Origin of the sequence: Streptomyces sp. NPDC001903 (genome assembly GCF_042891345.1) — a bacterium.
Lineage (GTDB): Bacteria > Actinomycetota > Actinomycetes > Streptomycetales > Streptomycetaceae > Streptomyces.
This window is the reverse complement of the sequence record NZ_JBIASZ010000013.1, coordinates 214,758-234,669: the sequence shown is the minus strand read 5'-3', so window position 1 is coordinate 234,669 and position 19,912 is coordinate 214,758. Positions and strand designations below refer to the sequence as shown.

Below are 19,912 nucleotides of genomic sequence, written 5' to 3'. Positions count from 1 at the left end.
GGGCGAGCGCTCACGCGGCGACCCGCTCGGCCGAATCGGCGTTCACTGCAGTGATGCCCTTCGTGGAGGCGATCACTCCCTTGAGCTTCTTGGCGAGGGCCTCATAGAACATGCTCAGCGGAAACTCGTCGGGAAGCACGTCGTCGACGAGCTTGCGCGGCGGCTGCGTCAGGTCGAGGGCGTCGGGGCCCTTGGCCCACTTGGAGCCCGGGTGCGGGGCGAGGTAGGTGGAGACGAGCTCGTACGCCTTGAACCAGTGGACGAGCTTCGGGCGGTCGATGCCGGCCCGGTAGAGGTCCTCGATCTCGGCGCACAGCTGGTTGGTGACCTGCGGGGCGCGCATCCAGTCGATCTTCAGCTTGTTGTCCGTCCAGCGCACGACGTCGTGCTTGTGGAGGTACGCGAAGAGCAGCTGGCCGCCGAGGCCGTCGTAGTTGCGGTTGCGGTCGCCCGAGACCGGGAAGCGGAACATCCGGTCGAAGAGGACGGCGTACTGCACGTCACGGCCGTGCTCGTTGCCCTCGGACTCCAGCTTCACGGCCTCCTTGAAGGCGGTGAGGTCGCAGCGCAGCTCTTCCAGGCCGTACATCCAGAACGGCTGGCGCTGCTTGATCATGAAGGGGTCGAACGGCAGGTCGCCGTGGCTGTGGGTGCGGTCGTGGACCATGTCCCACAGGACGAAGGCCTTCTCGCAGCGCTCCTGGTCCTCGACCATGCGGGCGATGTCCTCGGGCAGCTCGATGCCCAGGATGTCGACGGCGGCCTCGGTGACCTTGCGGTAGCGGGCGGCCTCGCGGTCGCAGAAGATGCCGCCCCAGGTGAAGCGCTCGGGGGCCTCGCGCACGGCGATGGTCTCCGGGAAGAGCACGGCGGAGTGCGTGTCGTAGCCGGGGGTGAAGTCCTCGAAGGTGATGCCGAGGAAGAGCGGGTTGTCGTACCGCGTGCGCTCCAGCTCGGAGAGCCACTCGGGCCACACCATCTTCAGGACGACGGCCTCGAAGTTGCGGTCGAGGTTGCCGTTCTGCGTGTACATGGGGAAGACGACCAGGTGCTGGAGCCCGTCGGCGCGCTCGGCGGCCGGGTGGAAGGCCAGCAGGGAGTCCAGGAAGTCCGGCACCTTGAAGCCGTCCGCGACCCACTTGCGCAGGTCGGAGACGAGCGCGCGGTGGTAGGAGGCGGCGTGCGGCAGCAGCGGCGACAGCGTCTCCACGGCGGCGATCGCACGCTCGACGGCGGCGGCGACCTCCGTCGGGGCCGGAGCGTCCGCGGCCTCGAAGTCGATCGAGCCGTCCTTGGCCTGCCAGGGGCGGATCTCCTCCACGGCGGCCTTGAGCTCGGGCCACGCCGGGTGGTCCACCACCCGCGCACCGGCGGCTATCACCGCACCGCCAGAACCCGGCACAAGAATTTCCGTCATGTCACTTCCTCCACAGGAGAACCTCGCGTCAACACAGCGTATGCGTGCGGGCCTCTCCTGCTCAAGGGCCTGCGCGGGAAATTATCCTGCTCGACCCCCATCGACACCGTAATTCTTCCCGCCGTCCATCGTCCGCGCGAGCGCTTCGCCCCTTTCGCGCACCGCAGTCCACGCCGCTCGACCCCGCGGGCCGTCGCCCGCGGGGTCGAGCGGTGACCTCGGTCACTCAAGCGGTACGGAAGTGCGGAATGACCTTTTCGCCCCACTGTCGCAGGGTTTCCAGGCAGGCCTCCTGCGGCACCGTGCCCATCTGGATCAGGCACATGATCTCGTCGGCCCCCGCCTCCTTGAGCCGCTGGACATAGGCGATGGCCTCGTCGGCGCTCCCGTACGCGTGATCGGCGTGGAAGGTCGCCGTCGAGGTGGGACGCACCGGGATGGCCTGCTCGTGCAGCCGGGCCACCACCTGCTCGGCGGCACTGCGCATCTCCGCCGCCTCGTCGGCGCCCGCGACCACGGCCTCGTCCGGGATGCCGGCGCCGCCGTACCAGTGGCCGATGGACTGGGCGAAGAACCGCTGGCCGCGGATGCCGATCCGGCGCGCCTCGGCCGGGTCGTCGAGCACGATGGTCGGACAGAGCACCGAGAAGTGGTCGTTGACCGCCGTCGAGACGAGGCGCGCGCGGTCACGGCCGGCCACCGCCCCGTCGTACACGGCCCGCATCGTGGCGATGGACTCCGGCCCGGCGAAGCCCATCACCAGGGCCCCGACGCCCAGGTCGGCGGCCTGTACGAGGGTCTCGGCGCGGCTGCACGCCAGGAACAGCGGCGGATGCGGGGTCTGCCGCGGCCGCGGCAGGATCGGGTGCGGGTCGATGTCGATCAGCTCGCCGTGGTACTCCAGCTCCTCCTCCTGCCAGGCCTTGCCGATGATCCGCAGCGCCTCCTCCACCTCCTGCGCGGTGCGCTCCCGGTCCACCCCGCACAACGAGGTCTCCTGCTCGGTGCCGCCGCGCCCGGCGCCCAGGTCGAGGCGGCCGCCGGAGAGCAGGTCGAGCATGGCGGCCCGCTCGGCGACCCGGACGGGGTGGTTGAAGTTGAAGGGCATGCAGACGACCCCGTGGCCGATGCGTATGGTGTTCGTCCGGGCCGCGACCCAGGTCAGGAAGATCTCGGGGGCGGACATGTGGGCGTACCACTTCAGCGAGTGGTGCTCGACGGCCCAGATCCGGTCGAATCCCATCTGCTCGGCGAGCACGGCCTGTTCCACGCAGTCGCGGATGACCTGGTGCTCCCGCTCCACGGTCGGGTCGGCGAGCTGAGCTTCGAAGATCACGGAGAATTTCACGATGCCTCCAGGGTTGCGTCCCGTGCCCGGCCTTACTTCAATTCGGAATATGACTAGTAGTCAGACGTCGAAGAAGCAAGACCTGCCGGCCACCGCGTGGGCCGTGCTCGGGCTGCTGTCCTTCCCCGGGGAGCGCACCGGGTACGAGCTGAAGAAGTGGGCGGACTCCTCGCTGCGCTTCTTCTACTGGTCCCCGGCCATCAGCCAGATCTACGCCGAACTGCGCCGATTGGAGGAGCTCGGGTACGCGGCCTCCGCGCGCTCGGGCCCCGAGGAGGCCCGGGCCAAGCGCCGCTACGCCATCACGGACGCCGGCCGCGCCGCCCTCGCCGGCTGGGCCTCGGACACCGCGGAGGCCGGACCGCCCGTGCTCAAGCACGGGCTGCTGCTGCGGATCTGGCTCGGCCACCTCGCCGAGCCGGAGCTGCTGCGCGCGATGGTCGCCCACCATCTGGAGCGCACCCGGGGCGAACTGGCCGCCGTACGCGAGGCCATGGCGCAGGCGGGCGAGGTGGCGGAATGGGCCTTCCCCGCGCTCGCGCTGCGCTGGAGCGAGCGCCAGCACCTGGCCGAACTGGAGCTCGGCGAAGCCCTGCTGGCCGATCTCGCGGAGCTGGAGGCGGCCGGTGCGGGAGCCGCGGGCGCGGCCCCGGCGGGAGCCCCGGCCGCGGATCGTCAAGGCGGCGGGGACGCGCCCACGCCCGGGTGACGCGGCAGGGCCGCCGCGGCGCGCGCGGCGGCGTACAACCCTGGCGGGAACCGGCCGAAGGCCTCGTTCCGGGCGCTGCACGGGCGGTCCCATCGCGTCCCGGGCGCACTAGCATGCGTCCTCACCGCCCGGCCGGTAGGGACGCCGCGACCGTGCGGGGAGCCGCCGTCGACGGAAGCGAGAGAACCTTGACTTTCCTCACCATCGGTCACCGCGGGGTCATGGGTGTCGAACCGGAGAACACCTTGCGGTCGTTCGTCCGCGCGGAACGTTCCGGGATGGACGTCATCGCGCTGGATCTGCAGCTGAGCAAGGACGGCGTGCTCGTCGTCCTGCACGACGCCGAGGTGGACCGCACCACCGACGGCTCCGGAGCCGTCGCCGACCTGACCCTGGCCGCGCTGCGCGAGCTGGACGCCGGCCAGGGCGAGCGCGTGCCGGTCTTCGAGGAGGTCCTGGACGCGGTCCGGACCCCGCTCCAGGTGTCGGTGCAGGACGGGCCGACCGCCGCGGCGCTCGCGGAGCTGGTCCTGCGCCACGACCTGAGCGCGCGGGTGGAGGTGGCCTCCTTCGAGGACGAGGTGCTCGCCGAGACCGCCCGGCTGCTGCCGGGCGTACGGACCACCCTCTACGCGGACCTGCGCATGGCCCACCGCAGGCCCGTCGAGGACCGGGCGCTGGCCGTGGGGGCGAACACGGTCGCCCTCGGCATCCGGGAGCTCACCCTGGACAGGGTGGAGTCGGTGCACGCGGCCGGGCTGCGGGTGACCGGCTGGACCGTCAACACCCTGCAGCAGCTGCGGGTGGCGCGGGCGCTCGAACTGGACGGTGCCTCCACCGACTTCCCGGAGATCCGCAGCACGGGCCGGTTCATCGCCTGACGGCGGCCCCTGCTGCGTGCTACAGCGGCTTGACCAGCAGTTCGAAGGCCAGGTCGTCGCGGAGCGGGACGCCGAAGCGCTCGTCACCGTACGGGAAGGGGCTCAGTTCGCCGGTGCGCCGGTAGCCGCGGCGCACGTAGTAGGCGATGAGCTCCTCCCGTACGTTGACCACCGTCATCCGCATCTCCTTGGCGCCCCACGTCTCGCGGGCGCGGCGCTCGGCCTCGGCGAGGATCTCCTTGCCGAGGCCGCCGCCCTGCAGCCCCGGCCGGACCGCGAACATGCCGAAGTAGGCGTGGTCGTCCCGGTGTTCGAGCTGGCAGCAGGCGACGAGCTCGTCGGCGCGCTCGACGACGAGCAGGACGCCGTCGGCGGAGTCGATGATCGCGCGGACGCCCTCGGGGTCGGTGCGCTGCCCGTCCAGGACATCCGCCTCGGTGGTCCAGCCGGCACGGCTCGCGTCCCCGCGGTAGGCGGACTCGACGAGGGCCACCAGGTCCGGTACGTCCGCCTCCACGGCACTGCGGAAGTTCAGGGCGGTGGGGTGAGCGGTCGACATCGGGGGGCTCCGTTCGGCTCAGTGGCATATGACATGCCCGGTGCGGCAAGGAGAGCCTAACCCGGGGCGGCGTGCGGGCCTCCGGGCCGGGGCATCTCTTCCCGTGACGCCGACGAACGGGGGGTTCCGCCGTGCACGGTCCCGCGATGTCCCTTCCCGCCTCCCTCTCCGCCTGGCTGCTCGTCCTGCTGTGCGCGGCGAGCGGTGCGTACTGCCTGTGGCGGGTGGGCAGATCGGAGCGGGAGGCGCGCGGCGGGGCGGCGGGCGAGGCGCTGATGGGCTTCGGGATGGCGGTGATGGCCGTGCCCTGGGGGATCGGGCCGTGGGGGCCCGGGATCCTGCTGGCCGTCTTCTGTGGGGCGGCGCTGCACGCGCTGTGGCTGCTGCGGGGCGGGGTGCACCACGCGCACCACCTGGTCGGCTCGCTCGCCATGGCGTACATGGCGCTGACGATGGCCGGCGGGCACGGGCACGGCGGGGGCCCGCCCCTCGTCACCGGGGCGCTGCTCCTCTACTTCGCGGGGTACGTACTGCTCGGCGGGGCCCGGCTGGTGACGGCGGGCGGGGTCGCGCAGCCGGTCGCGGGCGGACCGTCCGCGAAGCCCGCGGAGCTGACGCGCGCATGCCGACTCGCCATGGGGATCGGCATGTTGGCGATGCTGCTGAGTCTGTGAAGCTCCGGGGCGCGGGGGACAAACGTGTCCTGCGTCACCAATCACGAAAGGCCGTACCGGCAGGTAGCCCCGCGCTCATAGGCTGGCGGACATGATGGTCCCCGCCGCACTCCTGTTGCTCGGCGCCCTGACCGCGGTGCTCGCTCCCCGTCTGCTGGCCCGGGCCCGATGGCCCGAGCGGGAGCCCGTCGTCGCCCTGTGGGTGTGGCAGTGCGTGGTGGGCGCGGTCCTCCTGTGCTTCGCGCTGTCGATGCTGCTGAGCGCGGCCGCCGCGTGGCTGGCGGTCCGGGGCCGGCTCTTCGCCGCGGCCCCGCACGGCGTGGTCGACGCGTACGCACTGGGTCCGACCGGCGGCCCGTGGGCCGTGGGGACCGCGCTGGCGCTGGCCGGCGGCGGGCTGTGGACCGGGGCCCGGCTGACCGGGGAGGTGCTGCGGGCTCGGGCCCGGCGCCGGGCCCGCGGCGCCGAGCTGCTCGTTCGGGCTCCGCTGCTGCCCGGGGAGGACCCGGCCGGGGCGCGGCTCGTCGTACTGGAGGGGACGCGGCCCGACGCGTGGTGGCTGCCGGGCGCGGCCCCGCAGCTGGTGGTGACCACGGCCGCGCTCGGACGGCTCAAGGGGAGCCAGCTGGATGCCGTACTCGCGCACGAGCAGGGGCACGCGCAGGCCCGGCACGACTGGCTGCTGCACTGCTCGCGAGCGCTGGCGGGGGGATTCCCGCAGGTACCGGTGTTCGCGGCGTTCGAGGCGGAGATGCACCGGCTCGTCGAACTGGCCGCCGACGACATGGCCTCGCGGCGGTTCGGGAGGCTGACGGTGGCCCTCGCGCTGGTCGGGCTCAACGAGGACCGGGGGGTGTTCGGGCCCTACCCGAGCCCGCAGCCGCACGTGTCGGAGCGGGTGCGGCGGCTGCTGTCGGCGGCGCCCCGGCTGTCGGCGGGCCGTCGGCTGCGGCTGACGGCGCTGGCCACACTGGTCCCGGCGGTCCCGCTGGTGGTGGCCCTGATGCCGGGCCTGAGCGCACTGGCCTGAGCCACCGGGCCGGCTCGCGGCGGGCCCGGTGCGGACAGGCCGAAACCGGTCGCTCCGCCGAGGTTTGGAAGTCCCTGCTCTGGGTGATCCCCCGCGTCACCCAGAGCAGGCGACCCCGTGCGCTGAGTATATTGGCTGGGAGCCAGTCAACGCAGGAGTAAGCATGTCCCCGCGCAGCGCATCGGTCAATGAAGAATTGCGCAGACGTTCCCGGGAGCGGCTGCTCCAGGCCACGGTCGAACTCGTCGCCGAGCGCGGCTACGAGGCCACGACGCTCGGCGACATCGCCGATCGGGCGGGCACGGCCCGAGGCCTGGTCTCGTACTACTTCCCGGGCAAACGGCAGCTGCTCCAGTCGGCCGTGCACCGGCTGATGCACCTGCGGCTCGACGCCGCCCTGGAGCGGGAGCCGCGCACGGACGACGGGCGCGAGCGGCTCGCCCGCGCCATCGACGCGATCCTCGGGCTCGCCCGGGACGAGCCGCTGCTGATGCGGACGCACATGGCGGGCATCCTCCAGGCCGAGGGCTTCGTGCAGTGCCCGGAGCAGCGGCGCCTCGCGGAGCTGCTCCGGGACACGGTCACGCGGTACGGGTCGGCGGACGTGGACACCGACTACCCGCTGCTGCGGGCGCTGCTGATGGGCGCGGTGGTCGCGGTCCTGCTGCCGGGGGCTCCGATGCCGGCGGCGCGGCTGCGGGCGGAGCTGTTCCAGCGGTACGGGCTGGACTGGGAGCTCGGTTTCCCGCCGGACGGCGGACCGCCCGGCGGAACGTTCCCCTCAACGGGCTGAGCCGTGCCTCTCGCATCGTCCCGGGCCCCGCTCAGTGGTACTCGGGCTGTGTCTGCACGTTGAGCCGGTCCATCCACACCCACTTCGCGCTCTCGGTGCGCCAGTCGTCGATCCGCAGCACGTCGAGGCCCTTGGCGATGTCGTTCGAGTAGACGTACCCGTTGTAGTAGTACGCCGACCAGGACCCCCCGAGTCCGAGCCGGTCGGTGGTGAGCGGGCCGCGCTCGAAGTAGCCGATCTCCTTGGGCCGGGCGGAGTCGGTGAAGTCCCATACCGAGACGCCGCCCTGGTACCAGGCCTGGACCATGATGTCGCGGCCGCCGCCGACCGGGATCAGCGAGCCGTTGTGGGCCACGCAGTTCTCGGTGTCGGCCTGCGGGCGCGGGATCTTGAAGTAGCTGCGGAAGACGAGCTTGCGCTGGTCTCCGCGGCCGGTGATGTCGTAGATGCCGTCGGCCCCGCGGTTCGGGCCGGTGGCCTCGTTGCAGGTGGCGCCGCCCCCGCCGCCCAGCTCGTCGGTGAACACCACCTTGTCGGCCTTCTCGTTGAAGGTCGCCGAGTGCCAGAACGCGAAGTTCACGTTGTCCTGCACCCGGTCGATGACCCGCGGCTGCTCGGGCTTGCTGATGTCGAAGAGGATGCCGTCGCCCATGCAGGCACCGGCGGCCAGCTTCTTCGACGGCAGCACGGTGATGTCGTGGCAGCCGGTGGTCTTGGTGACCCCGGGGTTGGTGGGTCCGCCCGGGTTGCCGCCGTCCGGGAAGAGGACGGGGAAGGCCACGACGGCCGCCTGCGTCGGGTTCTTCTTCGGGACCTTGATCACGGAGATGCCGTCGTGCGGCGGCTGGCAGTCGGGGAACGCCTCGTTCGGGGAGTACGAGGCCACGTAGAGGTAGATGTCCCGCTCGCCCGGTACCAGCGTGTGGGTGTGGGAGCCGCAGTTGGTCTCGACGGACTTGATGTACTTGGGGTTCTTCTTGTCCTTGATGTCGAAGATCTTGATGCCCTCCCACGAGGACTTCTCCGTGGCGGGCTGCGAGACGCTGTTGCAGGAGTCGTCGCTGCGCGAGGAGTCGGTGGAGAGGAAGAGCAGGTCCCCCTGGACGGAGACGTCGTTCTGGCCGCCGGGGCAGAGCACCTGGCTGACGGTCTTCGGGGCCTTCGGGTTGCCTATGTCGTAGATGGTGAAGCCGTTGTAGTTTCCGGCGTAGGCGTACTTGCCCTGGAAGGCCAGGTCGGTGTTGATGACGCCCGCGTAGGTGCTCGGGATGTTGGTCAGGTGCTTGACGTTGGCGCTGTGCACGATCTCGTCCTGGCCGGGGATCTCGCCGGGGGCGAGCACGCGGCCGCCCGCCGGGTCGGCGCCCCGCGCGGCGGCGCTGCCGGGCGATAAGTCCCCGGGATCGGGGGTCGCGGCGGCGGGGCCCGCCGCGAACAGCGTGGTCAGCAGCCCGGCCGCGGCCACGGCCGCCCCCAGACTCCTGTGCCGCACTCTGGTGGTGTGCTTCGAGGTCACTGCGCCTCCCATGGGAGCCCGATGATTCCGCTCGTGGTGGGAACGTGCCCGCCGGGGTACCGGAGCGGTCCCCCGGCAGTATGTTCCCTTCATGGACATGGCAAAAGGGCCACTCGGCCGAACGACCGCGGCGGCCGTGGCCGCCGGGATCCTGCTCGCCCTGGCCGGCTGCGGGGGCGGGGACGGCGACGACGGGTCGAAGAACGGCGGCGCGGCGGTCATCGCCCCCGGCAGACCGGGCGAGAAGGCCCGCACCCTCTCCCCCGAGGAGGCCGCGAAGGCGCAGCCGGACGACAGCCCCAACGCGGCCGACCGGGCCTACGTACGGCACATGGTCGAACACCACCGGCAGGCCCTCACGATGAGCGCACTCGCCCCGGAACGGGCCTCGGCGGACGCCGTCAAACGGCCCGCCGAGCGGATCGCGGCCGCCCAGCGGCCCGAGATCGGGGCGATGGAGAAGTGGTTGGCCCGCTACCCGGCGCCCTCCGGAGCCCCGGCCGCCGGCCACGACCACGGCGCGATGCCCGGCATGGCGACCGAGCAGCAGCTGGGCGAGCTCTCCGCGGCGAAGGGCGCCGCGTTCGACCGGCTCTTCCTCACCCTGATGACCGCCCACCACGAGGGCGCCGTGAAGATGGCGGGCGAGGCGCTGGCCGCCGGGAACAACGGCGCGGTGGAGGAGATGGCCAACGAGGTGGTGGCCACCCAGAGCGCCGAGATCCACCGGATGCGCGCGATGGGCTGACGGCCGCCGGGCCCGGTGGCATGCTGGGAGCACCTGCGGGAGGAGCTCCGCCGTGCTTCGTGTCGCCGTCGTCGGTTCGGGCCCCAGCGGGGTCTACGCCGCTCAGACACTCGTACAGCAGCGTGAGGTGCCGGGCGTGCGCGTCGACGTGCTGGACCGGCTGCCCGCGCCGTACGGGCTGGTGCGCTACGGGGTGGCCCCCGACCACGAGAAGATCAAATCGCTCCAGGGCAGCCTGCGCACCGTGCTGGAGGACGAGCGGATCCGCTTCCTCGGCAACGTGCAGGTCGGCGGGGAGCAGCTGTCCACGGCACGGCTGCTGGAGCTGTACCACGCGGTGGTGTACTGCGTGGGCGCCGCGCGCGACCGGCTGCTGGGCATCCCCGGCGAAGAGCTGGCCGGGGTGCACTCCGCGACCGCGTTCGTCGCCTGGTACAGCGGGCATCCGGACGCCGTGGCCGAGGCCTTCGACCTGCCCGGGGTGGGCTCGGCGATCGTCGTCGGGGCGGGCAACGTCGCCGTGGACGTGACCCGGATGCTGGCCCGCGGCGAACCGGAGCTGTCCCCCACCGACATGCCGCAGCCGGCCCTGGGCGCGCTCGCGGACAGCGGGGTGGAATCGGTGTCGATGGTGGCCCGACGGGGTCCCTCACAGGGCAAGTTCACCACCAAGGAGCTGCGGGAGCTGGGCACGCTGCCGGGCGTGGCCGCCGTCGTGGACCCGGCCGAGCTGGCCCTCGACCCCGCGTACGCGGACGAGGGCGTGGCCGCCGCGCTGCCCGCGGCGGCCCGGCGCAACCTGGAGGTGCTGCGCGGCTGGGCCGGGCAGGACCCGGGTGACGCCCGGCGCCGGATCGGCCTGCGGTTCTACCTGCGCCCGGTGGAGGTGCTGGCCGGCCCCGGCGGCCGGGTCGCCGGGATGCGCTTCGAGCGCACCGCCCCGGACGGCCGGGGCGGGGTCACCGGGACGGGCGCGTACGAGGACGTCGAGGCGCAGCTGGTGCTGCGCTCGGTGGGGTACCAGGGGGTCCCGCTGCCCGGCCTGCCGTTCGACCCGGTGAAGGCCACGGTCCCGCACGCCGCGGGCCGGGTGCTGCGCGAGGGCCGGGCCTCGGTGGGCGAGTACGTGGCGGGCTGGATCAAGCGGGGCCCCACCGGGGTGATCGGCACCAACCGGCCCTGCGCCAAGGAGACGGCCTCCTCGCTGCTCCAGGACGCGCCGGTGCTGGCCCGGCGGGAGCTGCCGGGCGACCCGCTGGACGCGCTGCGGGCGGCGGGGCTGCACCCGGTGGAGTGGCCGGGCTGGCTGGCGATCGAGACGGCGGAGGCCGATCTCGGGCGCTCACTGGGCCGCCGCTCGGTGAAGATCCCGGACTGGCCGGGCCTGCTCGCCGCGGCGAACGCGGGGGCATGAGCCCGGCCCGATCCGGCCTGGGGGCGTCCGGAAAGTAGCGCCGTGCGCCCGCAGGGCGGTCCCGCGGCGTCCGATGCGCCGAGAGCGTGTGCCGGGCGCCGCGGGACTGGCGGGACTTTGCGGACACCCCCTAGGCGGCCCGGCGCGCCTCTTCCGCGGCGGCCGCCGCGAGCACGCTGTCGAGCAGCCCGGGGAACAGGTCCTCCAGCTCCGCGCCGCGCAGGCCGTTCATCTTCGCCGTCCCCCGGTAGGTCTGGCGGACCACACCTGCCTCCCGCAGGACGCGGAAGTGGTGCGTGGTCGTCGACTTGGTGACCGGCAGGTCGAAGTACGAGCACGCCAGTTCGTCCGGCGTGGCCGCGAGGTCCCGCACGATCGACAGCCGGATCGGGTCCGACAGCGCGTGCAGCACCGCTTCGAGCCGGATCTCGGCGGGCCCGGGATGGGCGAGCGCGCGGGTGGTGGCCGTATCCGTCACGTCTGCCCTCGTCTCGCCCGGCTCCTCTGTTCGTACGAGAACCACCGTAGTACATCGGCTGCCGCCGGAAGGGAGGCGTACGGCTGCTCGCCTGGGCTACCAGGCACGGTGGTACGAGACGGGCACCCGTACCCCGGCGCCCGGTTCGAGGGCCCGTTCGGCGCCCAGTGCGGCGGCCGCGGTGCGCGCCCAGTAGGGGTCGCGCAGCAGCTCGCGGCCCAGCAGGATCGCGTCCGCCTGCCCGTCGGCCAGGATCGCGCCGGCCTGATCCGGCTCGGTGATCAGCCCGACGGCGGCCACGGGGAGGCCGGTCCGGGCCTTGACCTCGGCCGCGAACGGCACCTGGAAGCCGGGCGCCGCCGGGATGTCCGCCTTCGGGGCCATGCCGCCGGTGGACACGTCCAGCAGGTCCACCCCGCGGACTTGGAGCAGTTCGGCCAGCCGGACCGTGTCCTCGGCGGTCCAGCCGGACTCCTCCAGCCAGTCGGTGGCGGAGATGCGGAAGAACAGCGGCAGTTCCTCGGGCCACACCGCCCGTACGGCGTCGACGACTTCGAGGGCGAAGCGGGTCCGGTTCTCGAAGGAGCCGCCGTACTCGTCGGTGCGCCGGTTGATCTGCGAGGAGAGGAACTGGCCGATGAGGTAGCCGTGCGCGCCGTGGATCTCGACGACCTCGTAGCCGGCCGCCAGCGCGCGCCGCGCGGCGGCCGCGAACCGGCCGGTGATCTCGTGGATCTCGGCGGTCGTCAGCTCGTGCGGCACGGGGTCGCCCTCGGCGAACGGCAGCGGGCTCGGGGCGCTCGGCAGCCAGCCGTCCGCCTCGGGGCCGACGTATCCGCCGCCCTCCCAGGGCCGGCCGGTCGATGCCTTCCGGCCGGCGTGGGCTATCTGGATTCCGGGGACGGCGCCCTGGGCCTTGATGAAGGAGGTGATCGGGCGCAGCGCCTCGACCTGCGTGTCGTTCCAGATGCCGAGGTCGTAGGGGGAGATCCGGCCCTCCGGGGAGACGGCCGTGGCCTCCTGGAGGATCAGGCCGGCGCCGCCCACCGCGCGGGCGGCGTAGTGCGCGAAGTGCCAGGCGTGGGCCACGCCCGCGTCCGGACCCGAGGCCTCGGCCACGTACTGGCACATCGGCGCCATCCAGATCCGGTTCGGCGCGGTGACCGAGCGCAGGGTGAAGGGCGCGAACAGGGCCTCGGCGTGGGCGGTGGGGGCGGCGGGAGCGAGGGGGACAGCACTCATGAAGGACTCTCCGGAGGTGGCCGGGCACGCCGCGCATCGGCGGCTTGTACGAGAGTCAGCGTACTACGATTCCTTCCGTACTACGAGACCTCTCGTACAAGCTCGTCGAGCTCGGCGCGCAGCGCCTCCGCGAGGGCCGCGAGGTCCGGCACGGCGGCCGCGTCGGCCACCAGGCCGTAGTGGACCGTGCCCAGGTAGGTGGAGACGGCGACCGCGAGGGAGTGGCCGCGGGCGAGCGGGGCCAGCGGATAGACCTCCCGGACCCGGCTGCCGCCGAGCGAGAAGGTGAAGCCGGGCAGCGGGACGCTGGTGACCAGGATGTCGAAGAGCATCCGGGCCGCCTGGGCGACCAGGGGGCCGCCGAGCCGGTGGCCGAGCGGGTGGACGTGGTCGGCGAGCAGGGCGACGGCCCCGGCGCCGCGGGCGGGTCCGGCCTCCTTGTTCCGGTCCATGCCCAGTCGCACCCGGTCCAGGCGCAGCAGCGGGTCCGGCTCCGCGAGCGGGAGCCGGAGCAGGTAGCCGGAGAGCCGGTTCCCGTACTTCGCCGCACCGCCGGACCGGCGGCGGGAGACCGGTATCAGGGCGCGCGGGCCGGCCCCCTCGGGCTCCGGGTCGCCCCGGCCCAGCAGCCAGCGCCGCAGGGCGCCCGCGACGAGGGCGATCAGCACGTCGTTGACGGTGCCTCCGGCGACCTTGCGGATGCGGTTGACGTCGTCGAGGTCGAGCGCGAGGCCGGCGACCGCGCGGGTGCCGGTCCGCGCCGGGGCGGCCGTCAGGGCCGCCGGTACCCCGAGCGGCAGCCCGGAGCGGGCCACGGAGGCGCCGATCTCCAGGGCCTGGCCGACGTCCTGGACCCGGGCGGCCAGCATGCCGGGGAGGTTGCGCAGCACGGAACCGGCGGGCTGCGGCTCCTGGGCCGGTCGCACGGGACCCCGTACGGTCGCCCCCTCGTCGAAGAGCATGGCCGCCAGGGCGAGGGCCCCGAGCCCGTCGGCGAGGGCGTGGTGGAACTTGAAGAGCACCGCGAAGGAGCCCGGTTCGGGCCCGGCCAGGACGTGCGCCTCCCAGGGGGGCCGGGACCGGTCCAGCGGACGCGCCATCAGGGGTCCGGCGGCGGCGTGCGGGTCGGGTGTGCGGACGAGGAACACGTGCCGGGCGGGATCGAAGTCCGCGTCGGGCGACCAGGCGGCCGCGCCGATCGGCAGCAGCACGTCGTGGATGCGGCGGCGCAGGCCGGGGACGGCGGCGCAGCGGGCGGTGAGCAGTGCGGCGGCGCGGACGGCGGGATCGGGCCCGGTGCCGGGGGCGGCTCCGGCGCCGGGGCCGTCCTGGGGGACGGCCTCGAAGACCGCGAGGGCGCCGAGGTGCATGGGGTGGGCGGCGGATTCGATCCGCCAGAAGGCGAGGTCGAGCGGGGACAGGTGCTCGGTGGCCACGTATTGCCTCTCGCGTGCGGTGGCAGAGGTGGAAGTCAACCCCTTTCGGCCTCCTACGATCAAGTAGCCACCCTCTGGATACGCCTGTTGATCGATGCCGACCGACTGCTCGGCGCAGCGGCCCGGCGGACCGGCCGCCGTCGGTGGCCGGGTGCAGACTGGCGGGAAAGGTGCGCAGCACGACGGCCGGGACGGCGAAGTCCGGAGGTGTCGACCATGTCGGAAACGATCCTGCTCGCGGGGACCCGCAAGGGCCTGTTCATCGGCCGCAGGCGGGGCGAGGGCCCCTGGGAGCTCGACGGGCCCCATTTCAACGCCCAGGCCGTCTACGCCGTCGCGGTCGACCGGCGGGGGCCCGTACCCCGGCTGCTCGTCGGCGCGGACAGCTCGCACTGGGGGCCGTCCGTCTTCAGCTCCGACGACCTCGGGGCGAGCTGGCACGAGCCCGCCGCCCCCGCCGTGAAGTTCCCGAAGGACACCGGGGCCTCCCTGGAGCGGGTCTGGCAGCTGCATCCGGCCGGCCCCGAGGCGCCGGACGTGGTGTACGCGGGGACGGAGCCGGCCGCCCTCTTCCGCTCCACGGACCGGGGCGAGTCCTTCGAGCTGGTCCGGCCGCTGTGGGAGCACCCGAGCCGGGGGAGCTGGGTGCCGGGCGGCGGCGGTGAGGGCCTGCACACGGTGCTGACGGACCCGGCCGACCCCGCCAGGGTGACGGTGGCGGTCTCCACCGCCGGGGTGTTCCGGACGCAGGACGGCGGCGCCCGCTGGACCCCCTCCAACGAGGGCGTCTCGGCGGTGTTCCTGCCGGATCCGCATCCGGAGTTCGGCCAGTGCGTACACAAGATCGCCCAGGACGCCGGGGACCGGAAGCGGCTCTACCTGCAGAACCACTGGGGCGTGTACCGCAGCGACGACGCCGGGGCCCGGTGGACCGACATCGGCGCCGGCCTGCCCTCCGACTTCGGCTTCGCGGTGGCCGCGCACCCGCACCGGCCGGACACCGCCTACGTCTTCCCGCTCAACGCCGACTCCGACCGGGTCCCGGCGGAGCACCGGTGCCGGGTGTTCCGCACCCGGGACGCGGGCGCGACCTGGGAACCGCTCACCCGCGGACTGCCCGCCGGGGACCACTACGGGACGGTGCTGCGGGACGCCCTGTGCACGGACGACGCGGACCCGGCGGGGGTCTACTTCGGCAACCGCAACGGCGAGTTGTACGCCAGCCACGACGACGGGGACAGCTGGCTGCTCCTGGCCGAGCACCTGCCCGACGTGCTGTGCGTACGGGCGGCGGTCGTCGCTCACTGAATGGGCCAGTAGAGTGACTCGCTGTGGCAGCACGACCGTTGAACGAGATCGTCGAGCCGGGCTGGGCCCGGGCTCTGGAGCCGGTGGCGGCGCAGATCGCCGCGATGGGCGACTTCCTGCGCGCCGAGATCGCGGCTGGCAGGACGTACTTGCCCGCCGGGGCGAACGTGCTGCGCGCCTTCCAGCAGCCCTTCGACGAGGTGAAGGTGCTCATCGTCGGCCAGGACCCGTACCCCACCCCGGGGCACGCGATGGGCCTGTCCTTCTCGGTGGCGCCCGATGTCAGTCCGTGGCCGCCCAGCCTCGACAACATCTTCCGCGAGCTGTATGCGGACCTCGGGGTGCCCCGGCCGGCGAACGGGGACCTGACCCCCTGGACCCGGCAGGGCGTGCTGCTGCTGAACCGCGCGCTGACCACCGCCCCGCGCAAGACCGGCGGCCATCGCGGCAAGGGCTGGGAGGCCGTGACCGAACAGGCCATCCGGGCGCTGGCCGCGCGCGGGAAGCCGCTCGTGTCGGTGCTGTGGGGCCGTGACGCCCGCAATCTGCGGCCGCTGCTCGGCGAGTTGCCGGCCGTGGAGTCCGTCCACCCCTCCCCCATGTCGGCCGCCAACGGGTTCTTCGGCTCGCGGCCGTTCAGCAGGACCAATGACCTGCTGGTTCGCCAGGGAGCCCAGCCGGTGGACTGGCGGCTTCCGGCAGCCGGTTGACCTTTCGGTTGAACGGTATACGACATTCCGCGGATAAATACGGACAGAAGCCGCCCGTTGAGGCCCTGCCCGAACACTCGGTTCCGATAAGCCAGTAGCATGCGGCGCCATGAGCTCCCCCACTGGGCCCGCGAATGGCCTGCCCGTACGAATGCCGCGACCCCGCCCTGCCGGACGGCACCGCCGACCCGAGCCCGCGGTGGCGCCAGAGGGCGCGCCCGCGCTGGTGCTCGCCGTGCCCGGTGCCCCTTCCGCCGCCTCCCGGGGGCTCGCGGAAGAGATCGTCAGCATCGGCCGCTCCGAGCTGCCGGGCCTCGACGCCCGCATCGGCTTCCTCGAGGGCGAACACTCCGAGGGCGCCGAGAGCTCCGAGTTCCCGGCCCTCTCCCGCGTCCTGACCTCGGTCGCGGCCGAGCGCATCGCCCGCGCGGAGTTCGCCCGCGCCGCCGGCCACGAGGTACCCGCGCCGACCGGCCCGGACGCCGTGGTCGTACCGCTGCTGGCCGGCCCCGACGCCGACCTGCTGCGCCGGATGCGCCAGGCCGTCATGGACTCCTCGGCCGCCGTCGAGCTGGCCGAGGTGCTCGGCCCGCACCCGCTGCTCGCCGAGGGCCTGCACGTGCGGCTCTCCGAGGCCGGACTGGCCCGCGCCGACCGCGCCCGGCTGTTCACCGTCACCACCGCCGCCGACGGCATCATCGTGGCCACCACCGGCGGCGCGGAAGCCGTCCAGGTCGCCGCGGTCACCGGCATGCTGCTGGCCGCGCGCCTCGCGGTGCCGGTCAAGGCCGCCGCGCTCGACCAGGAGGGCTCGGTGGCCGCGGTCGCCGAGCAGCTGCGCAGCGAGGGCTCGACGCAGCTCGCGCTGGCCCCCTACCTGATCGGCCCGGAGGCCGCCGAGGGGCTGCTGGACACGGCCTGCAAGGAGGCCGACTGCGCTGCCGCCGAGGTGCTCGGGGCCTACTCGGCGCTCGGCAAGCTCGTCGTCACCCAGTACTCCGCGGCGCTCGGCCTCACCCAGGGCGCCGCTGCCCACTGATCCCGCGCAGGTCCGCACGGACGAGGGCCCGCGCCCCGGAGGTCGAATCCCGGGGCGCGGGCCCTCGTCCGTGCTCGGGCTCTGCCGGTCGGGTCAGGCGAAGACCACGCAGGTCGCGGCCGGCACCGCCACCGAGCCGGCCCGGTGCGGCCGGCCGGTGAGCGGGTCGACGTCGAACCAGGTGACGTCCCCGGAGCGCTCGTTGGCCGCGTACAGCCGGCGCCCCGAGGGGTCGGCGGCGAGGTCCCGGGGCCAGCTGCCGCCGCAGTCCACGCTGCCCGTGAGCCGCGGCTTCTCGGCCCCGTCGGCGAGCGAGAGGGTGACGATGGCGTCCGAGCCGCGCACGGCCGCCCACACGAAGCGGCCGTCGGGCGAGGCCACCACGGCCGACGGGTAGGCCCGTACGCCCCCTGGAGCGGCCGCAGGCGCGATCGGAACCTCGACCATCGGTTCCAGTTGCCCGGAGCCCGCGTTCCAGCGGCAGACGGTCAGCTGCGGCTCCAGCTCGTGCAGGACGTAGACCACCTCGCCGTCCGGGTGGAAGACGAGGTGTCGCGGGCCCGTCCCGGCGCGCAGCGCGCTCTCGCCGTGCAGGCGCAGCGCCCCGGTGGCCGGGTCCGGCGCGCAGACCCTCACCGAATCGGTGCCGAGGTCCACGCTGAGCACCCAGCGGCCGCCGGGATCGGGCAGCACCTGGTGGGCGTGCGGCCGTTCCTGGCGGCTCGCGTCGGGGCCGGAGCCCTCGTGGGCGAGGACCGAGGGGGGCCCGCAGAGCCCCCCGTCCGCGGCGAGCGGGAGGCTGCTGACGCTGCCGGAGGTGTAGTTGGCGGTCAGCAGCCGGCGCCCGGCCACGCTGAGGTGGGTCGGTCCGGAGCCGCCGACGCGGACGGCGGGGCCGAGGGCGGCGAGGCCCTGGGGGGTGGGCCGGAAGGCGGCGGCCGCACCCTGCTCCGTCTCGCTCACGGCGTAGAGCACGCCGGTGCCCCGGTCGAGGGCGAGGTACGAGGGGTCCGCGACCGCGTCGGTGGCGGACAGGAGGGTCAGCGCACCCGTCGCCGGGGCCACGGCCGCGGTGGTGATGCCGCGGCCGCCTCCCGAGGTGAACGAGCCGATGTGGGCCCGCAGTCCGCCGCTCCGGCCCCTGCCGTCCGCGCCTGCGGTGCCATCGGTGCCTTCGGTGCCGTCCACCGGATCCCCCTCTTCGCCGTTCGGATCGACCGTGCGGAGCCGACGCTAACAGAAGGGTCTAGACCAGATCCCGCCCTCGGGCCCGTTCCTGCGCGCCCGGGTGGTGCACGTACGCCGTCGAGCTCGGCCGGTCCTCGTACGTGCGGTGGAAGACCGGGGTGGCGGAGCCCGAGATCGGCGGCACGATCCAGGACCAGTCGGCGCCCACCTCGCGCCCCTTGCGCTCCTCGCGTTCCATGTGGCTGAGGAAGCGCCGGGACTCGGTGTGGTGGTCCGCGATGGTGACCCCGGCCCGGTCGAACGAGTGCAGTACGGCCCGGTTGAGCTCGACGAGCGCACGGTCCTTCCACAGCGAGCGGTCGCTGGCGGTGTCGAGGCCGAGGCGCCGGGCGACGGCGGGGAGGAGGTTGTACCGGTCGGTGTCGGCGAGGTTGCGGGCGCCGATCTCGGTCCCCATGTACCAGCCGTTGAAGGGCGCGGCCGGATAGTGGATCCCGCCGATCTCCAGGCACATGTTGGAGATGGCGGGTACGGCGTGCCAGCGCAGCCCCCAGTCCGCCCAGCCGGCGTCGTCGGGGTGCTCGATCGGGACTTCCAGCACGGCGTCCGCGGGGGTGTCGAACCAGCGGGGCTTGTCGTCGACGCCCTGGACCACCAGCGGCAGCAGATCGAAGGGGGTGCCCGCGCCCCCGGTCCAGCCATGGGCGAGCAGCGCACTGGTGAGCGGTGCGTTGCGGGCGTCGCCCACGGTGACGGAGTGGTGGTCGCCGTAGCCGGCGTACCGGACGAGCTGCTCGCTCCAGATCAGCGGGCCGGGGCGGTCCGGGGCGTCCGGGGCGAAGACGGTGATGGTGGGTCTGACCCGGCCGCCGTTGGTCGCGTCGCGCAGGTGCTCGAAGCACTCGGCGGCTATCGCGTCGGCGTCGGTGAGCTCGCGGCGGTCGCGCACGCGCAGCGAGTTCCAGTACAGCCTGCCGATGCAGCGGTTACTGTTGCGCCAGGCGACACGGGCCCCGTGGACGAGCTCCTGCGGGGTGTGCCGGTAGCTTCCGGTGTCCGCGAGCTCGGCCCGCACGGCGGCGAGCCGGGCCCGCGGATCACCCGCCTGCGGATTCTCCCGGTGGAAGAGTCGGATGAACTCCTCGGCTGCTTCCCACACTTGGGCTGTGGTCGAGCGCTGTTGAAGTATTTCCATCCCGGGCGGTTACCCCCTGTCCGACCAGATCCACCCTGTACGTGCCGGATGAATGTGCTATCAACACCCACCCGTTGTACATGCCGCAGGTCAGCGGCATGGGGCACGTGCGAGCGGCGCAACTCCACCGGGTGATCTGGGGGCCATTGCCCTGCGGAGCGGGCCTGACTGGGCGTAGGATCCGCCGCCATCAGGGTTCTGACCTCGTGGATCAGGGACGGGGCCGG

The 19,912-nt window shown here is 73.4% G+C and carries 19 protein-coding genes; 10 read left to right on the top strand and 9 right to left on the bottom strand.

The genetic code is table 11. The annotated features are described in order from the left end of the window. Positions 1 to 10: 10 nt before the first annotated feature. The gene (locus tag ACFYZS_RS27280; protein ID WP_389017778.1) at positions 11 to 1,417 is read right to left on the bottom strand and encodes a DUF6421 family protein; all 1,407 of its coding nucleotides are present in this window, start codon (positions 1,415 to 1,417) and stop codon (positions 11 to 13) included. A 226-nt stretch (positions 1,418 to 1,643) separates the two neighbouring features. Continuing rightward, positions 1,644 to 2,765: an LLM class flavin-dependent oxidoreductase gene (locus tag ACFYZS_RS27275; RefSeq protein ID WP_389017775.1), complete on the bottom strand. Its 1,122-nt coding sequence runs from the start codon at positions 2,763 to 2,765 to the stop codon at positions 1,644 to 1,646. 49 nt (positions 2,766 to 2,814) lie between these two features. Between ACFYZS_RS27275 and ACFYZS_RS27270 the strand changes: the two genes are divergently transcribed. Both ACFYZS_RS27270 and ACFYZS_RS27265 read left to right on the top strand, forming a co-directional pair. Further along, a complete protein-coding gene (locus ACFYZS_RS27270; RefSeq protein WP_389017772.1) occupies positions 2,815 to 3,474 on the top strand; it encodes a PadR family transcriptional regulator in 660 nt (219 codons plus the stop codon). Positions 3,475 to 3,662: 188 nt separating this feature from the next. Then, a complete protein-coding gene (locus ACFYZS_RS27265) occupies positions 3,663 to 4,355 on the top strand; it encodes a glycerophosphodiester phosphodiesterase (protein ID WP_389017769.1) in 693 nt (230 codons plus the stop codon). A gap of 19 nt (positions 4,356 to 4,374) precedes the next feature. Here ACFYZS_RS27265 and ACFYZS_RS27260 read toward each other — a convergent pair whose 3' ends face one another. Further along, positions 4,375 to 4,914: a GNAT family N-acetyltransferase gene (locus tag ACFYZS_RS27260; protein WP_389017766.1), complete on the bottom strand. Its 540-nt coding sequence runs from the start codon at positions 4,912 to 4,914 to the stop codon at positions 4,375 to 4,377. A gap of 146 nt (positions 4,915 to 5,060) precedes the next feature. Here ACFYZS_RS27260 and ACFYZS_RS27255 point away from each other — a divergent pair, with 146 nt between their 5' ends. The 3 genes from ACFYZS_RS27255 (at position 5,061) to ACFYZS_RS27245 (ending at position 7,411) form a co-directional block, all read left to right on the top strand. Further along, positions 5,061 to 5,588, top strand: a complete 528-nt coding sequence (locus ACFYZS_RS27255) for a DUF5134 domain-containing protein (protein ID WP_389017763.1) — start codon at positions 5,061 to 5,063, stop codon at positions 5,586 to 5,588. A gap of 91 nt (positions 5,589 to 5,679) precedes the next feature. Beyond that, positions 5,680 to 6,618, top strand: coding sequence for a M56 family metallopeptidase (locus tag ACFYZS_RS27250; protein ID WP_389017761.1), 939 nt, complete (start codon positions 5,680 to 5,682; stop codon positions 6,616 to 6,618). A 163-nt stretch (positions 6,619 to 6,781) separates the two neighbouring features. Beyond that, positions 6,782 to 7,411 (top strand): TetR/AcrR family transcriptional regulator, encoded by a 630-nt coding sequence (locus ACFYZS_RS27245; protein ID WP_389017758.1) that lies wholly within the window; start codon positions 6,782 to 6,784, stop codon positions 7,409 to 7,411. A 31-nt stretch (positions 7,412 to 7,442) separates the two neighbouring features. On the opposite strand, the gene ACFYZS_RS27240 is transcribed toward ACFYZS_RS27245, so the two are convergent. Beyond that, complete coding sequence (locus ACFYZS_RS27240; protein ID WP_389017755.1) at positions 7,443 to 8,927, bottom strand: LVIVD repeat-containing protein; 1,485 nt, start codon at positions 8,925 to 8,927, stop codon at positions 7,443 to 7,445. Positions 8,928 to 9,018: 91 nt separating this feature from the next. Here ACFYZS_RS27240 and ACFYZS_RS27235 point away from each other — a divergent pair, with 91 nt between their 5' ends. Both ACFYZS_RS27235 and ACFYZS_RS27230 read left to right on the top strand, forming a co-directional pair. Next, on the top strand, positions 9,019 to 9,675 hold the full coding sequence (locus ACFYZS_RS27235) for a DUF305 domain-containing protein (protein ID WP_389017752.1): 657 nt from the start codon (positions 9,019 to 9,021) through the stop codon (positions 9,673 to 9,675). A gap of 52 nt (positions 9,676 to 9,727) precedes the next feature. Next, complete coding sequence (locus ACFYZS_RS27230; protein ID WP_389017749.1) at positions 9,728 to 11,089, top strand: FAD-dependent oxidoreductase; 1,362 nt, start codon at positions 9,728 to 9,730, stop codon at positions 11,087 to 11,089. A 130-nt stretch (positions 11,090 to 11,219) separates the two neighbouring features. On the opposite strand, the gene ACFYZS_RS27225 is transcribed toward ACFYZS_RS27230, so the two are convergent. The 3 genes from ACFYZS_RS27225 to ACFYZS_RS27215 all read right to left on the bottom strand — a co-directional run bounded on the left by ACFYZS_RS27225 (position 11,220) and on the right by ACFYZS_RS27215 (position 14,245). Further along, on the bottom strand, positions 11,220 to 11,567 hold the full coding sequence (locus ACFYZS_RS27225; protein ID WP_389017746.1) for an ArsR/SmtB family transcription factor: 348 nt from the start codon (positions 11,565 to 11,567) through the stop codon (positions 11,220 to 11,222). Positions 11,568 to 11,663: 96 nt separating this feature from the next. Continuing rightward, complete coding sequence (locus ACFYZS_RS27220) at positions 11,664 to 12,809, bottom strand: NADH:flavin oxidoreductase/NADH oxidase (protein ID WP_389017744.1); 1,146 nt, start codon at positions 12,807 to 12,809, stop codon at positions 11,664 to 11,666. A gap of 80 nt (positions 12,810 to 12,889) precedes the next feature. Next, positions 12,890 to 14,245: a wax ester/triacylglycerol synthase family O-acyltransferase gene (locus tag ACFYZS_RS27215; RefSeq protein ID WP_389017922.1), complete on the bottom strand. Its 1,356-nt coding sequence runs from the start codon at positions 14,243 to 14,245 to the stop codon at positions 12,890 to 12,892. Between the two features lie 216 nt (positions 14,246 to 14,461). Here ACFYZS_RS27215 and ACFYZS_RS27210 point away from each other — a divergent pair, with 216 nt between their 5' ends. From ACFYZS_RS27210 to ACFYZS_RS27200, 3 genes are all read left to right on the top strand, one after another. Beyond that, a complete protein-coding gene (locus ACFYZS_RS27210) occupies positions 14,462 to 15,553 on the top strand; it encodes a WD40/YVTN/BNR-like repeat-containing protein (protein WP_389017741.1) in 1,092 nt (363 codons plus the stop codon). Between the two features lie 23 nt (positions 15,554 to 15,576). Continuing rightward, a complete protein-coding gene (locus ACFYZS_RS27205) occupies positions 15,577 to 16,263 on the top strand; it encodes a uracil-DNA glycosylase (protein WP_119096650.1) in 687 nt (228 codons plus the stop codon). Between the two features lie 109 nt (positions 16,264 to 16,372). Beyond that, positions 16,373 to 17,302, top strand: a complete 930-nt coding sequence (locus tag ACFYZS_RS27200; RefSeq protein WP_389017739.1) for a sirohydrochlorin chelatase — start codon at positions 16,373 to 16,375, stop codon at positions 17,300 to 17,302. Between the two features lie 93 nt (positions 17,303 to 17,395). On the opposite strand, the gene ACFYZS_RS27195 is transcribed toward ACFYZS_RS27200, so the two are convergent. Together ACFYZS_RS27195 and ACFYZS_RS27190 are read right to left on the bottom strand one after the other, a co-directional pair. Then, entirely contained in the window at positions 17,396 to 18,490 is a 1,095-nt protein-coding gene (locus ACFYZS_RS27195; protein WP_389017736.1) for a lactonase family protein, read from the bottom strand. 58 nt (positions 18,491 to 18,548) lie between these two features. Next, positions 18,549 to 19,685, bottom strand: coding sequence for a nitric oxide synthase oxygenase (locus ACFYZS_RS27190; RefSeq protein WP_389017733.1), 1,137 nt, complete (start codon positions 19,683 to 19,685; stop codon positions 18,549 to 18,551). Between the last annotated feature and the right edge of the window lie 227 nt (positions 19,686 to 19,912).

What these genes read in the sequence shown, in the direction of transcription:
- ACFYZS_RS27280 (WP_389017778.1), bottom strand. Translation starts at nt 1,417, where the DNA reads ATGACGGAAATTCTTGTGCCGGGTTCTGGCGGTGCGGTGATAGCCGCC.
- ACFYZS_RS27270 (WP_389017772.1), top strand. Translation starts at nt 2,815, where the DNA reads ATGACTAGTAGTCAGACGTCGAAGAAGCAAGACCTGCCGGCCACCGCG.
- ACFYZS_RS27260 (WP_389017766.1), bottom strand. Translation starts at nt 4,914, where the DNA reads ATGTCGACCGCTCACCCCACCGCCCTGAACTTCCGCAGTGCCGTGGAG.
- ACFYZS_RS27255 (WP_389017763.1), top strand. Translation starts at nt 5,061, where the DNA reads ATGTCCCTTCCCGCCTCCCTCTCCGCCTGGCTGCTCGTCCTGCTGTGC.
- ACFYZS_RS27250 (WP_389017761.1), top strand. Translation starts at nt 5,680, where the DNA reads ATGATGGTCCCCGCCGCACTCCTGTTGCTCGGCGCCCTGACCGCGGTG.
- ACFYZS_RS27245 (WP_389017758.1), top strand. Translation starts at nt 6,782, where the DNA reads ATGTCCCCGCGCAGCGCATCGGTCAATGAAGAATTGCGCAGACGTTCC.
- ACFYZS_RS27235 (WP_389017752.1), top strand. Translation starts at nt 9,019, where the DNA reads ATGGACATGGCAAAAGGGCCACTCGGCCGAACGACCGCGGCGGCCGTG.
- ACFYZS_RS27220 (WP_389017744.1), bottom strand. Translation starts at nt 12,809, where the DNA reads ATGAGTGCTGTCCCCCTCGCTCCCGCCGCCCCCACCGCCCACGCCGAG.
- ACFYZS_RS27210 (WP_389017741.1), top strand. Translation starts at nt 14,462, where the DNA reads ATGTCGGAAACGATCCTGCTCGCGGGGACCCGCAAGGGCCTGTTCATC.
- ACFYZS_RS27200 (WP_389017739.1), top strand. Translation starts at nt 16,373, where the DNA reads ATGAGCTCCCCCACTGGGCCCGCGAATGGCCTGCCCGTACGAATGCCG.
- ACFYZS_RS27190 (WP_389017733.1), bottom strand. Translation starts at nt 19,685, where the DNA reads ATGGAAATACTTCAACAGCGCTCGACCACAGCCCAAGTGTGGGAAGCA.